This window comes from Rossellomorea aquimaris (assembly GCF_008180865.1).
Lineage (GTDB): Bacteria > Bacillota > Bacilli > Bacillales > Bacillaceae_B > Rossellomorea > Rossellomorea yichunensis.
Genome location: NZ_VTEX01000006.1, coordinates 146,602 through 158,179 on the forward strand (window position 1 = coordinate 146,602; position 11,578 = coordinate 158,179).

13 protein-coding genes are annotated in these 11,578 nt (G+C 43.4%); 8 read left to right on the plus strand and 5 right to left on the minus strand.

What is annotated here, in order from left to right; genetic code table 11:
* Positions 1 to 290: 290 nt before the first annotated feature.
* Complete coding sequence (locus FZC88_RS20960; RefSeq protein WP_148996489.1) at positions 291 to 1,103, minus strand: RsfA family transcriptional regulator; 813 nt, start codon at positions 1,101 to 1,103, stop codon at positions 291 to 293.
* 246 nt (positions 1,104 to 1,349) lie between these two features.
* On the opposite strand from FZC88_RS20960, the gene FZC88_RS20965 reads away from it, so the two are divergent.
* The 3 genes from FZC88_RS20965 to FZC88_RS20975 all read left to right on the plus strand — a co-directional run bounded on the left by FZC88_RS20965 (position 1,350) and on the right by FZC88_RS20975 (position 3,728).
* Positions 1,350 to 1,574: a YuzB family protein gene (locus FZC88_RS20965; RefSeq protein WP_034765044.1), complete on the plus strand. Its 225-nt coding sequence runs from the start codon at positions 1,350 to 1,352 to the stop codon at positions 1,572 to 1,574.
* A gap of 283 nt (positions 1,575 to 1,857) precedes the next feature.
* Positions 1,858 to 3,159: an HD domain-containing protein gene (locus FZC88_RS20970; RefSeq protein WP_148970660.1), complete on the plus strand. Its 1,302-nt coding sequence runs from the start codon at positions 1,858 to 1,860 to the stop codon at positions 3,157 to 3,159.
* A gap of 59 nt (positions 3,160 to 3,218) precedes the next feature.
* Entirely contained in the window at positions 3,219 to 3,728 is a 510-nt protein-coding gene (locus FZC88_RS20975) for a YwgA family protein (protein WP_148970661.1), read from the plus strand.
* 100 nt (positions 3,729 to 3,828) lie between these two features.
* Here the strand turns inward: FZC88_RS20975 and FZC88_RS20980 are convergent, their stop codons facing one another.
* From FZC88_RS20980 to FZC88_RS20990, 3 genes are all read right to left on the minus strand, one after another.
* On the minus strand, positions 3,829 to 4,017 hold the full coding sequence (locus FZC88_RS20980; protein WP_148996310.1) for a DUF4083 family protein: 189 nt from the start codon (positions 4,015 to 4,017) through the stop codon (positions 3,829 to 3,831).
* A gap of 55 nt (positions 4,018 to 4,072) precedes the next feature.
* Positions 4,073 to 4,285: a hypothetical protein gene (locus FZC88_RS20985; protein WP_148996311.1), complete on the minus strand. Its 213-nt coding sequence runs from the start codon at positions 4,283 to 4,285 to the stop codon at positions 4,073 to 4,075.
* A 71-nt stretch (positions 4,286 to 4,356) separates the two neighbouring features.
* Positions 4,357 to 4,542 (minus strand): 2-hydroxymuconate tautomerase, encoded by a 186-nt coding sequence (locus tag FZC88_RS20990; protein ID WP_034765056.1) that lies wholly within the window; start codon positions 4,540 to 4,542, stop codon positions 4,357 to 4,359.
* Positions 4,543 to 4,833: 291 nt separating this feature from the next.
* On the opposite strand from FZC88_RS20990, the gene FZC88_RS20995 reads away from it, so the two are divergent.
* Positions 4,834 to 5,439 carry a site-2 protease family protein gene (locus FZC88_RS20995; protein WP_113969431.1) on the plus strand — a complete coding sequence of 202 codons (606 nt, stop codon included), beginning with the start codon at positions 4,834 to 4,836 and terminating at the stop codon, positions 5,437 to 5,439.
* A 28-nt stretch (positions 5,440 to 5,467) separates the two neighbouring features.
* The gene (locus FZC88_RS21000; RefSeq protein WP_148970664.1) at positions 5,468 to 5,971 is read left to right on the plus strand and encodes a YwhD family protein; all 504 of its coding nucleotides are present in this window, start codon (positions 5,468 to 5,470) and stop codon (positions 5,969 to 5,971) included.
* 689 nt (positions 5,972 to 6,660) lie between these two features.
* On the opposite strand, the gene FZC88_RS21005 is transcribed toward FZC88_RS21000, so the two are convergent.
* A complete protein-coding gene (locus FZC88_RS21005) occupies positions 6,661 to 8,727 on the minus strand; it encodes a transglycosylase domain-containing protein (protein WP_148996312.1) in 2,067 nt (688 codons plus the stop codon).
* Positions 8,728 to 9,138: 411 nt separating this feature from the next.
* On the opposite strand from FZC88_RS21005, the gene speE reads away from it, so the two are divergent.
* The 3 genes from speE (at position 9,139) to FZC88_RS21020 (ending at position 11,578) form a co-directional block, all read left to right on the plus strand.
* A complete protein-coding gene (speE, locus tag FZC88_RS21010) occupies positions 9,139 to 9,969 on the plus strand; it encodes a spermidine synthase (protein ID WP_148996313.1) in 831 nt (276 codons plus the stop codon).
* A gap of 88 nt (positions 9,970 to 10,057) precedes the next feature.
* Positions 10,058 to 10,930, plus strand: a complete 873-nt coding sequence (gene speB / locus FZC88_RS21015; protein WP_148996314.1) for an agmatinase — start codon at positions 10,058 to 10,060, stop codon at positions 10,928 to 10,930.
* 210 nt (positions 10,931 to 11,140) lie between these two features.
* Complete coding sequence (locus FZC88_RS21020) at positions 11,141 to 11,578, plus strand: YwiB family protein (protein WP_262372008.1); 438 nt, start codon at positions 11,141 to 11,143, stop codon at positions 11,576 to 11,578.

An 11,578-nucleotide genomic window follows, 5' to 3' on the forward strand; every position in this document is an offset into this window, starting at 1 on the left:
ACTACTTTTGAAGCACCAATTCCTATCGTAAGGTCAATTTTTAGCCTGTTAGCCTTATTTTCATCTGAAAAGGTCTTGAAATAACTGTATTTTCACATAAAATACATCTTTTGCATTCTTTTAGTTTTGTAGAAAAAGGCTTGATCATACATTCACAAGCACTTCGCAACCCCCTTATGCTCCAAAACCTTCCTACAACCCATACCTCTACACCATCCACAAGGCACCATACTGTCACAACCCAACCAAAAAACCAGCACGCCCACAGGCGCACTGGTTGGGAACTAGCATTATTCCGCTACTTTTTCTAAGTTTCCGTTCCGATCCATTTTGAAACGTGGGGCTTTGGCATCGTCTTCATCGAATAGGACAAGCTTTCTGGCACGGTTCATGATTTGCATAAGTGTTTCGTAGTCTTCCTGCATGGTGACGGAATTGTTTTCAAGAGCTTTGACTTTCTTTTCAAGCTCGCTGTTTTCTTTTCTGATTTCAGCGATTTCCTGCTTTAATCTCTGATTCTCTATTTTTACATAGTCGGAATTCATGTTGGTTTGAGCAAGGTTTTGCAGGAAGGCAATGACTTTTTCGAGTGTCACTTCACCTTTTAATCCTGAAGGCTTTACAACATGGTTAGCGGCAGGCGCCTGATGTGTGACGTAGACTGGTTCCTCGCTTGCTTCCATTTCGAATTTCGGGGCTTCTTCGGATTCTTTCCCAAGCTGCTCCGTTTCGGGCACATAGTTCTCGTACTCAGCAAATTCCATTTCTTCTTCGGCTTCAGACATTGATAGAGACATAGCATCTAAATCTTCGAATGAAGGCGTTGGTGGCTGGTACAAAAGCTTTTTCTTGCCGCCCTGGTCTTTCCCGAGGATGCGGTGGCGCTGTTTGCGTTGTTTTTTTGCTAGTTGAAGAGCTTTCTCGTATTGGTGACGCACCACTGCGTTCCAGCGGAATCCACATGCGGCAGATGTGCGGTTCAGTTTGTCCCCGACTTCTTCAAAGGCATTTAATTGTGTGCTGCCTTCCCGTACATGACGTAGGACCGTTTCGGCTAATAATAGATCATTTTCTTCCGTCCAGGCATCCTGTCTTGTTTTCATCATCATTTCATCTCAACTCCCATAGTTTTCTTAAATGATTCGTTGGTTAAAGGATGGACAGTTTTATAGGTTTTTATACGAATATGTTAAATTTATTTTTTGTCTGCTAGTTTCGTTGTATAAGTGGGGGTTCCCACAAGCTGGAAACGATGTTCTCTTGCAAAACATTGCAGAAAACTGTATTCTATAAATCGATGTTTACGACGAATAAAAATCATTTAAATAGATAGAAAGGGTTGTTGGCAAATGGCAAACGAATTTCGTGTTTGCGATGATTGTCAGGCCGTTAACCTAAAGACATTGATTCCCAAATTAAAAGAAATTGACCCGGATGCACCGATCGATATTGCGTGTCAATCCTATTGTGGTCCAGGGCGCAAGAAGACATTCGCTTTCGTGAATAATCGTCCTGTAGCGGCGTTGACTGAAGAAGAACTCATGGAAAAAGTAATCAAGAAAATAAAGAAATAAAGGAAAACTTCCAGTGAGGGAGTTTTTTCTTTTCTGTTGAATAAAAAAATATAGGTTTGGCTCTTATTGGAAAAGGAAACTAGTTAGAGGGTAGAGAATAAGTAGGGAAAGCGTAGATTTTTGTCAAGCGTGCTTAAAAGCTGAAATTTTTTTGAAGGAAATGGAACGCTTGGCATGGATCATTCAGAAGCCAAATACCTATTTTTTTCGACAAAATTCGAGATGAATACCAGTACGAAAGTAGCTATAATATAAATATGCTAGTTTAGGAAGAGGGTAGAAGATGGAGTATGCCAAGCAGAAATTACATGAAGAAAAAGTATTTAAAGACCCTGTTCATCGGTATGTTCATGTAAGGGATCGCGTGATTTGGGATTTGATTGGAACGAAAGAGTTTCAACGACTTCGCAGGATCAGGCAGCTGGGAACCACTTACCTGACTTTTCATGGTGCAGAGCATAGCCGGTTCAATCATTCTCTTGGCGTGTATGAGATAATCCGCCGAATCGTGGACGATGTCTTCGCAGGCAGACCGGAGTGGAATCAGGATGAGCGGTTATTGTCCCTTTGCGCTGCGTTATTGCACGATCTGGGGCATGGACCGTTTTCCCACTCCTTTGAAAAAGTGTTTCACCTGGATCACGAGCACTTCACCCAAGCCATCATCTTAGGGGATACAGAGGTGAATGAGGTTCTGACGAAAGTGGGACCTGATTTCCCGAAACATGTAGCGGAAGTGATTGCGAAAACGTATAAGAACAAGCTGGTTGTCAGTCTGATTTCAAGTCAGATCGATGCGGACCGAATGGATTATTTGCAGCGTGATGCCTATTTTACAGGGGTCAGCTACGGTCATTTCGATATGGAGCGAATTCTTCGTGTGATGAGACCCCGTGAGGACCAAGTGGTGATCAAACAGAGTGGAATGCATGCAGTGGAAGATTATATTATGAGCCGTTATCAGATGTATTGGCAGGTATATTTCCATCCCGTCACACGGAGTGCTGAAGTGATTTTAACGAAGATCCTACATAGGGCGAAGGAGCTTCATGAAGAGTATTACTCTTTTAAGCAAAGCCCGATCCATTTTTACTCCCTGTTTGAAGAAGAGGTTTCACTTCAGGATTATTTGAAGCTGGATGAAGCGGTCATTATGTATTATTTCCAAATTTGGCAGGAAGAAGAGGATCCGATTTTACGGGACTTATGCGAGCGGTTCATGAACCGTAATTTATTTAAGTACGTGGAATTTGATCCGGCTAAGGAATATAAGAAGCACAGTGAGCTTGAAGTTCTGTTTAAAAAAGCGGGGATCGACCCTGACTATTATTTAGTGGTGGACTCATCTTCAGACCTTCCATACGATTTCTACAGACCTGGGGAGGAAGAAGAACGGCTTCCGATTCATCTGTTAATGAGAAATGATGAGCTGCGCGAGTTGTCGAGGCAGTCGGATATCGTCGATTCTATTTCCGGAAAACGCCGAACCGATCATAAATTATATTATCCAGTGGATTTACTATATGACGAATCAACGAAGAAAAATATTAAGAGACAAATACGTACTATTCTAGAATTAACATAAACGACACGACACAATGAGGATCTGAAAAACGCAATACTAGGAGTAGGAGATGACGTACATTGTTGAAAGATCATGCAAAACTAATGAGTGCCTTCTTAGCCTCGGGTGAAGTGGTGGGAAGAAAAAAGCTTCAGAAGATGATCTTCATCGCGAAGAAGCTTGAATTCCCGTTTCAGGAAAAATTTCAGTTCCATTTTTATGGACCATACTCGGAAGAGCTTACCCTCAGGGTGGAAGAGCTCTGCAATATGGGATTCATCTCCGAGGTGAAGGAGAAAAAGGGTGGATATTATCAATACAGGTACACCGTCACCAAAGAAGGGGAAGACTTCCTGCAGATCTATGAGAAAGAGATGCCCTGTTTAGAAGATTGCCTGACGGATATGAACGTTCAATCAGCACGCTTTCTTGAACTTGTTTCGACAGTCTTATATTTTGATAACCTTCCAAAAGATGAAGTCGTGGAGAAAGTATTCACACTTAAGAGCAAACAGAAATATACAGAAGAAGAAATCGACGAAGCCTTCGCATACATCGAAGGATTAAAATTGAAAAAAATCGTCCAATAAAGGACGTTTCATATGAATGGCGGGGATCACTCGAAATGGGTGATCCCTTTTTAAATGAACAAAAAAATCGTCACTCAAGAGCGTAACGATTTTCCTCACTTTATTTAGGTGTTTGATCCATTTTTTCTATAATCTGATCAAGCTTTTCTTCAATTTGTTTATCATATTTCCGCTGCTGGATCCTTCGATTTCGAAACCCTTTTGCCACCATGAAAGCAACCACCACAATGGCTGCAAGGAAAGCCATCATGAACAATTGGAAGAGTACATCACCGGTATCCATGTCCATTTCACTTCCTCCTTTCCATATGGGTTTGGTATATCGTATTCATCAAAGTGAGAAATTACCCCTTTTTTACGTTTAAGTAGGCTTCATAGCCGAATGTGATGACCAGTCCAGTAAAGAAGAGGAAGGCGGAGGAAAAGAGGTCCCTGCCTATTATCAATGAAGACATATAGTTAACGGCGAGTAACCCCATATATGTATAGAATCCCAGTACGGCACTTTTGTTCCAGTTGGACTTTTCTTTAGGGGACATGGATTTGAAGAATTTCATATGCGCTCCTTCGTATAGAAAACGATTGAAGCCTGCGATCGGTCTGATGGCAGGCTTATTGTCCTTAATTCTTATTGATCACTGAGTCTCTTACCGCCGACTGCATAGTGACCTTTCGTCATTTCTTCAATGAAGACAACGATTTTTTCTTCAGGTGCTCCGGTTGTTTCACTTACGGCTTCGGTTACTTTTTCGACGAGGGCGCGTTTCTGTTCTTCTGAACGGCCTTCGAGCATTTTTACGGTGATATAAGGCATTATGGTTCGCTCCTTGCATTTGGATTTGGTACAATCTGTGGTAGGCATGTTCGTTTTAACCCCCCTTTTAAATGTAAATGGTAGGGGTTGTAAGAGCAAGCTTCTTATGGTGGGGAATTGGAATTGTTCCTTAGAGTGGTCATGAAGGCAGGAATTTTTCTGTATACTATTGAATAAGAAAGTAAATCATTTTTTAAAGGAGTACATACTTTGGATACATTTAGCTCTCTTTTTGAGTCCATTTCCGTCTTTCGCTTGGAAGAGCTTCCGTTTGTGGTGATTGCCCTGGTCATGGCCTTTACGGTTCATGAGTTTGCCCATGCATTTGTGGCGTACAAATTTGGTGACACGACAGCGAAGGATCAGGGAAGGCTCACGTTAAATCCGATTCAACATCTGGATCCCCTGGGAACCATTTTAATTTTAATTGCGGGGTTTGGCTGGGCGCGTCCTGTGCCGGTCATGAGATCCCGATTTAAAAATCCCCGTTTGGCAGGGGTATTAGTTTCAGTGGCAGGCCCGCTGAGTAATTTCTTACTTGCATTCATTGCATTCGGATTTTTTTATTTTTTTGTAGGAGTGACTGGTGGAGTCGGGGTTCCTCCCTTTGTCATCGATCTCCTGCAGATGATCGTGTATCTGAATGTGTTGTTATTTGTGTTTAATCTACTGCCGTTCCCTCCCCTGGATGGGTACCGGATCATAGAGGATTTATCACCGAATCATATCAGGGCAAAAATGACTCAGTATGAGCAGTATGGAGTCGTGTTATTTCTGATCATCGTGATCACACCCCTTGATGAGTATACGATCTGGCCGCTGTTACAAGGTGGGATGACAGCAACCAACCAGGCTTTCAGTGCAATTTTTACAACTGTTTTTTCAGTCTTTAGCTAGAATGTCAACTTTGAAGGAGTGAAGATACATGGAAAAGAAAAAGAACATCGGGTTCAATATCATCAAAAGTGATCCTACTGACGGCCACGGTGGCTATGGTGTAGGCTCATTAAGTCTTGATAATGTTTCCCCAGTGATGATTGATGTCGAAGAAGGGGAAGCGACGATTGAAATCGGAGCGATGCATGCCAGGAGCCCGATTGAAAAAGGGATTAAATTCACGAATAATCGGGATGATTCAGCAGGCGGTAAGCCGTACTGGTTAATCTGGGTAACCATTGACCGTATGGAAAATGGACCGTACTATGCAGGCGTGACGGCTTGTGAAATGGTCGTGAACCGTGAGAAGCGCAGAGGATACAAGTCCATGCCGGAGCATGTGAATAATATGGATAAATCGATTAAACGTAAAATCGTCCTTGATCATCTGGACGACAAGTCGAAAGGGATTCTCACTGACTTCCTGAAGAAACATGATGAGGGTATGTGGGAACGCTCAAAAGACGAATTAAAGGAAGCGTTAAAAGTTTAAAAAGATAGAAAAAACTTCTTTTGTGAACAAACTATGACATTTTTTTGAATATGTCGTTCACATCTTGCCCTTATGCTTGAAAAAAAGTACACTTAAATCACAGTTTGCACATAAACTAGGACATGAAAAACCACGGGTTCGCACAAACCCGTGGTTTTTCGTTTTTTTATAGAGATTTAGAGTGATTTGAGGGTGTGAATTGGATTTGTTGAGGGGACTTTCTAATTAACTTGTGCCACTTTTGAACTTTGTTGCGCTAAAATGTGAACACTACACTTTTTGGCCTGAACAACCCGCTTCCGCTTTTCGAAATGTCCAGCTCCAGGGGCTTGGGGCTCGAGGTCATAAGCCAAGTCACCCAAAAAGGCAAAGGGCGCCTTACCGGGTGACTCGTCTTATGCTTGTCGCCCCAGGGCGAGCCCCTTCCGCTTTTCGAAATGTCCAGCTCCAGCGGCTAGTCCCTCGAGGTCATAAGTCAAGAACGCCAAAAAGGCAAGGAGCGCCTTTCCGGCGTTCTCGCCTTATGCTTGTCGGGCCTGAACAAGCCGCTTCCGCTTTTCGGTATGTCCAGCTCCAGGGCTTAGAGGCTCGAGGTCATAAGTCAAACCTGCCAAAAAGGCAAAAACCCGCCTTTTCAGCAGGTTCGCCTTATGCTTGTCGCCTCTGGGCAAAGCCCTTCCGCTTTTCTGTTAAAAAATCCAATCCTTCACCTTTTCATACCAAGGCTTTTCTTCTTTTTTCATTGGTGTCTTTTCTTTCGGTGCTTCATTTTCACCCAGGTGTTCATGACAGTACTCGGTTGGTTCGGTTCCTTTTACAAAGTACGTGAAGCGCTGCACGGGACAGTCCTCTGTGGCCAGTTTCCCGTTATGAGGATTCACGGCTACGCCGACGACACCCTTCGTCGGTTTGAAGTTTTTGACGGGTTCATCCTTCAGGGCTTCTTCCATGAAATTCACCCAGAGTTTCTTGGCTAAATATTTATCGTCGACCAGGGAGATTTCTTTTTCTTTGTCATATCCGGTCCACACCCCTGCAGTGAGCTGAGGTGAGTAGCCGATCATCCAGTTATCTGTGTTGGTGGTACCTGATTTCCCGGCATAGGGACGGGTGGCGTCTTTCCGGATCTGGATCCCCGTCACCGTTGAGTAATCATTGAGCTTTGGATCAAATATTCCACTCAGCATATGTGTCATGACATACGCTTGATCAGGGTCCAAAACTTGTTCTTTTTCAGATTTATTTTCGTAAATGACGTTACCGGACCAGTCTTCCACACGCGTAATGAATACCGGTTTCACCTTATAACCTCCGTTTGCGAAGATATTGTAGGCGTTGACCATATCGATGACTCTTGCCCCTGATGTACCGAGTGCAGAGGAAGGATACTTTTTTACCTTTGTTGTTAATCCGAATGTATCCTGTGCTGTTTTCGTTAAGGTATCCTGACCGATGAAAAGGTGGGTTTTCACTGCGTACACATTATCGGAAAGGGCAATGGCCTGAGCAAGGGTGATATCATCCCCTGCATATTTATTGTTGTAGTTGTGAGGTGTGTATTTCGCTTTGCCATCATCAAATGTGAATGAAGTTAACTCACTTTTCATCGTCGTTGACGGTGTGAAACCTTGCTCCAGGGCAGAATAGTACAGGAGCGGTTTAATCGTTGATCCCGGCTGACGAATGGCCTGAACCGCACGATTAAACGGGCTTTCCTCATAGCTTCTTCCGCCGACAAGCGCTGTTACATGACCATTCTTTGGGTTCATCGATACAAAGCCCAGCTGAATATCAGACTCATCGGGGATTTGTTCCTTCACGACTTTTTCTGCGACTTTTTGATGGTCGGGATTGAGGGTTGTGTATACCTTCAGTCCGCCCATTTCAACGGTTCGATCTTCTATGCCTAAGTCTGAGCGGAGAATGCTTTTCACAACATCTTGAAAATACGGAGCCGTTTCTGCCTTATGGTGTGCGTGCTCGCCTGTAATAGTAATCGGAGCTGCCTTTGAAACGACCTGTTGTTCTTTTGTAATGAAGCCGTCCTCGGTCATGGACTGGAGGATCAGCTCCTGACGCTTCTTGGCATTCTCCATATTGGCCACGGGTGAATAGTACGTCGGTGCTTTCGGGATGCCGGCAATCATAGCGGCTTCTGCAACGGTCAATTGATTGGCATCCTTACCGAAATAGTATTGACTTGCCGCCTGGACCCCGTAGGCGCCGTGTCCATAATAGATGGTATTTAAATAGCCTTCCAGAATTTCTTTCTTCGAATAGTTCATTTCGATACGAATCGTATAGAGGGCTTCTGAAATCTTTCTTTTCCATGTCTTGTCATGGGATAAAAATAGATTACGAGCATACTGCTGGGAAATGGTACTGGCTCCTTGTACCTTTGACATGGCTTTCAAATCGGCAAGTGCTGCTCCCGCCATACGTTTGATATCGAAGCCATAGTGCTGATAGAAGCTTTTGTCTTCGATGGAGATGGTGCCTTCGATGAGCGCAGGGGAGATTTCTTTCAGGCTCACCCAATATCGTTTCTCTCCTGTATTCGTTTCCCCTATAACCGAACCGTCCTCACCGTAGAGCAAAGTGGATTGAGGCACAGCAAGTGGAGGCGGCCCCTGGATTTTAGCATATGTTAAAATTCCGATCAGACCGACAAGAATCAAAACCGCCCCCAATAAACCTGCAACGACTGCCACTCTGGCATACTTTTTTGTTCTCTCCATTCGTGCTATCAGTTCCATGCCTCTCCCCACCTTCTCCTCCCGAGGTCCGTGTGTTTAGGGACGGACCTTAGTATATTGGACAATAGTAAACATCCTATATTATGTTTAGCGTATAGTATCAGTATGAAAAGTTTTGCGAGTTTTTAAACGTCAAAGATTTAGAAAAAATTTCACTTGAAATTTTGCTAGATTCCACTATACTTTTTCTCATGTTTGTATTTATCATGATAGGGAAGGATAAAAATGACGTCTGTTGCGGACGTTTTAATAAATAGGAGTAAAGCCCGTCATTAAAGGCTTTCGCTTAATTGAGTGATCTATTTTGTCCTGAGATGAACGTGTGAAAACTCAAACTAGTGGTATATGATTTTTACAACGAAGAACGGAAATAGCGAAAAATCGATAAAAAACAGAAGGGAAGTTGAAACAATGAGCGGACTTTGGTACACAGAAAAACAAACAGAAAACTTCGGAATCACGATGAAAATCAAGAAGACTTTACATACAGAGCAAACGGATTTTCAATATCTTGAAATGGCAGAGACAGAAGAGTGGGGTAACATGCTATTCCTTGATGGAATGGTGATGACAAGTCAAAAAGACGAGTTCGTCTATCACGAAATGGTAGCTCACGTACCTTTATTCACACACCCAAACCCTGAGAAAGTATTAGTTGTTGGTGGCGGAGACGGTGGCGTAATCCGTGAAGTGTTAAAGCACCCAAGCGTGAAGAAAGCGGTACTTGTTGAAATCGACGGAAAAGTGATCGAGTACTCTAAGAAGTATCTTCCGGAGATTGCTGGAGAATTGGAAAACGAGCGCGTTGACGTACAAGTGGACGATGGCTTCATGCACATCGCGAAAAGTGAAAATGAATATGACGTGATCATGGTTGACTCCACTGAGCCGGTCGGTCCAGCTGTAAACCTATTCACAAAAGGTTTCTATGCAGGAATTTCGAAAGCACTGAAAGAAGACGGAATCTTTGTCGCGCAATGTGATAATCCTTGGTTCAAAGCGGATCTTATTCGCCAAGTACAAAGCGATGTAAAGGAAATCTTCCCGATTACCCGTCTGTACACAGCGAATATCCCGACATACCCAAGCGGACTATGGGCATTCACGATCGGTTCGAAAAAGCACGATCCAATCGAAGTGCCGGAAGACCGTTTCCATGATATCGAAACAAAATACTACACACCAGAACTGCACAAAGCAGCATTCGCCCTTCCTAAATTCGTTAAAGACCTGACGAAATAAAGAAAATTTGAGGGACGGACCTCAAAATTCAGTGAAATAGTTTAAATTGAGGTAGGGACGGACCTCTAAAAAAGAGAGGTTGAAGAGTATGCGTTTTGATGAGGCTTATTCAGGTAATGTGTTTATTAAGAGTCATCCTTCTTATGAAGACAGCCAGGTAGTTCTTTACGGTATGCCGATGGATTGGACGGTAAGTTACCGTCCCGGTTCCCGTTTTGGCCCGGCTCGTATTCGTGAAGTTTCGATCGGTTTGGAAGAGTACAGTGCGTATCTTGACCGCGAGCTCGAAGAAGTGAAATTCTTTGATGCCGGGGATATTCCATTGCCATTCGGTAACCCGCAGCGAAGCATCGATATGATTGAAGATTATATCGACGGTCTTCTTGGAGACGGAAAAACCCCATTCGGAATGGGAGGGGAGCACTTGGTATCATGGCCGGTCATGAAAGCAGTCGCTAAGAAATATCCGGACCTTGCGATCATTCATATGGACGCTCACACAGATCTTCGTGAAGAGTATGAAGGAGAGACATTATCCCACTCCACTCCGATCCGCAAGATCGCTGAGCATATCGGACCGAAGAATGTCTATTCATTCGGAATCCGTTCCGGGATGAAAGAGGAATTCCAATGGGCGAAAGAAAACGGTATGCATATCTCGAAATTTGAAGTACTTGAGCCGTTGAAGCAAATTCTTCCACAGCTTGCAGGACGTCCTGTGTACGTGACAATTGATATCGATGTATTAGACCCTGCACACGCTCCTGGTACAGGAACCGTAGATTGCGGTGGGATTACGTCTAAAGAATTACTGGCATCGATCCATGCCATCGCTCACTCTGACGTAAATGTAGTAGGAGCAGACCTTGTAGAAGTTGCCCCGATCTATGATCCATCAGAGCAAACAGCCAATACAGCAAGTAAGCTGATTCGCGAAATGCTCCTTGGTTGGGTAAAATAAACTCCCAAAAGCCTCTTCTGATCGTCGGAAGGGGCTTTTCTTTTACCATAAATCCGCTTACATCCAATCCGCAAAATGAAAACTCATCGTGTTCCATTGCAATTTCCCACAATACTTCTTATACTTAATTAGTTAGAAGGAAGGGACGTCTAAAAGAGGGACGGACCTATCACTTGATCGGACCCTAATATAGAAAAGGATGTGAGTGGTTTGACGGCAAAAACAGATTACACCCCTGTCAAAGTTCACTTGAAAACCAAAATCACAATAGGAGAGGAAAGTGACTCTTTTGAACTGGTATCATTTGGTCGATACTATGAAAAAGGAGATGCCGTTTTCCTGAAGTACGATGAGGTGCAAGAGGAAGGAACCACCCATACGATTGTTAAAGTCTCTGATCAACAAGCTCTCATTCTCAGAAGCGGTGCAGTGAAAATGAGAATGGCCTTTAACGAACGGGAGGAACAAAATGGTTCTTATGAAAGCCAGATGGGTACTCTCTTACTTACAACCAAAACAAAGAAACTTTCACATACACAAAGTGACTCAATACTTGAAGGGGATTTCAACCTTTCTTACGAGTTAAAAATGCAAGACAGTCCAGTAGGGGATTATGTTATGTCCATTCACTATAAGGAGGAAGCATAG

Excerpts from the sequence above, each read along its gene's own strand:
- FZC88_RS20960 (WP_148996489.1), bottom strand. The coding sequence starts at position 1,103 with ATGAAAACAAGACAGGATGCCTGGACGGAAGAAAATGATCTATTATTA.
- FZC88_RS20965 (WP_034765044.1), top strand. The coding sequence starts at position 1,350 with ATGGCAAACGAATTTCGTGTTTGCGATGATTGTCAGGCCGTTAACCTA.
- FZC88_RS20970 (WP_148970660.1), top strand. The coding sequence starts at position 1,858 with ATGGAGTATGCCAAGCAGAAATTACATGAAGAAAAAGTATTTAAAGAC.
- FZC88_RS20980 (WP_148996310.1), bottom strand. The coding sequence starts at position 4,017 with ATGGACATGGATACCGGTGATGTACTCTTCCAATTGTTCATGATGGCT.
- FZC88_RS20985 (WP_148996311.1), bottom strand. The coding sequence starts at position 4,285 with ATGAAATTCTTCAAATCCATGTCCCCTAAAGAAAAGTCCAACTGGAAC.
- FZC88_RS20990 (WP_034765056.1), bottom strand. The coding sequence starts at position 4,542 with ATGCCTTATATCACCGTAAAAATGCTCGAAGGCCGTTCAGAAGAACAG.
- FZC88_RS20995 (WP_113969431.1), top strand. The coding sequence starts at position 4,834 with ATGGCCTTTACGGTTCATGAGTTTGCCCATGCATTTGTGGCGTACAAA.
- FZC88_RS21000 (WP_148970664.1), top strand. The coding sequence starts at position 5,468 with ATGGAAAAGAAAAAGAACATCGGGTTCAATATCATCAAAAGTGATCCT.
- FZC88_RS21005 (WP_148996312.1), bottom strand. The coding sequence starts at position 8,727 with ATGGAACTGATAGCACGAATGGAGAGAACAAAAAAGTATGCCAGAGTG.
- speE (WP_148996313.1), top strand. The coding sequence starts at position 9,139 with ATGAGCGGACTTTGGTACACAGAAAAACAAACAGAAAACTTCGGAATC.
- speB (WP_148996314.1), top strand. The coding sequence starts at position 10,058 with ATGCGTTTTGATGAGGCTTATTCAGGTAATGTGTTTATTAAGAGTCAT.